Here is a 1,375-nt window from a genome sequence, read left to right as displayed (position 1 = left end):
CAACAAAATCTATGGTCAGCCCGATTTTTGCAAGCGAGGCAGTGTTGACCTAAAGTGGACTTGCTCGAATCTATCCGGGGTCGTGGATGGGAAAGATCCCGCCCCATGATGGGAGCCGCACCGGACAAACCTCAAAAAACCCGCAGCATCGAAATGCTGTTTTTGTTGTCAGGTTACTTGTCCGGCCGTTGAGTCGTTTATGCCTTCACGTATCTCGCGTCGCAAAACCAGGCGTGACTACTGCAACTGAAGCCGTAAGCGCAGGAAGCGTCAGACTGAGGGAACAGCCTCGATGCTTCGGTAGTGTGTTCCTTTGGCGAGGATGGCCCAGGCGATCCTCGCCAATTTGTTGGCCAAGGCACAGGCCACCACGTTCGAGTGCCGTCGCGCCAACAGGCTGCGAATCCAGACGCCCAATGCATCCGTGCGGTGCTCGATGCGCTGCATGATGGTCCGCGCGCATTGCACCAGCAGCCGTCGCAGTTCCTTGTCCCCGCGCTTGCTGATGCCCAGTAGCGTTGGTTTGCCGCCGGTGCTGTACTGCCGCGGTACCAGACCGACCGAAGCGGCAAACTGCCTTGCCGAACCATACTGATGGGCATCGCCCAACTCCGACATCAACACGCTAGCGGTCATCGGACCAATGCCGGGAATCTCAAGCAGTCGTTCGCTGCGTTCGTCCTCGCGTAGCTGGGTAAGCAACTCATGTTCGAGCTGGCGGATCTGCTCGTCCAGATACTTGAAGTGCGCCTGCAAGCGTTCGAGCACGGCCACCAGCCTCGGCGGCAACGATTCTGCCGCCAGCACGGCAGGCAGTCGCCGGATCACCGCCATGCCGCGCGGCAAGCTGATGCCGAACTCCAACAGAAACGCATGAATCTGGTTGATCGTGCCGGTGCGCTCCCGCACCAGCCTCTCGCGCACGCGGTGCAAGGCTGAAACGATCTGCTGGGTTTCATTGTGTGGGCTCACGAAGCGCATGCTCGGACGGCAAGCCGCTTCGCAGATCGCCTGGGCGTCTGCGAAATCGTTCTTGTTGCCTTGCCGGAACGGTTTGACGAATTGCGGGGAAATCAGCTTGGTCTCGTGGCCCAGCGCTTGAAGTCGGCGAGCGATCCAGTGCGCACCGGCGCAGGCCTCCATGACCACAGTACAACTCTGGAAATTGCCCAGCAGCGTGAACATCTGGCTACGCGTGAGCTTCTTGCGCAACACCATCCTGCCGGACGCATCCTGCCCATGCAGGTGGAAGCAGTGCTTGCCGAGATCGACTCCGATCAGCGATACCGTGTCCATGATGGCCCTCCAGAAGGACAAAATCCTCACTCAGCGTAGTCCGCTGAGTGAGGATCGGGCTGACCATCCTATTAAACCC

1 protein-coding gene is annotated in these 1,375 nt (G+C 59.3%); it reads right to left on the bottom strand.

Features of this window, described 5'->3' with window-relative positions; translation table 11 throughout:
• Positions 1–270: 270 nt before the first annotated feature.
• A complete protein-coding gene (locus HW466_RS30915; protein WP_151007149.1) occupies positions 271–1,296 on the bottom strand; it encodes an IS110 family RNA-guided transposase in 1,026 nt (341 codons plus the stop codon).
• Between the last annotated feature and the right edge of the window lie 79 nt (positions 1,297–1,375).

The organism is Burkholderia territorii, assembly GCF_902833055.1.
GTDB classification, from domain to species: Bacteria; Pseudomonadota; Gammaproteobacteria; order Burkholderiales; family Burkholderiaceae; genus Burkholderia; species Burkholderia territorii.
This window is presented reverse-complemented; position numbering and strand designations above follow the sequence as displayed.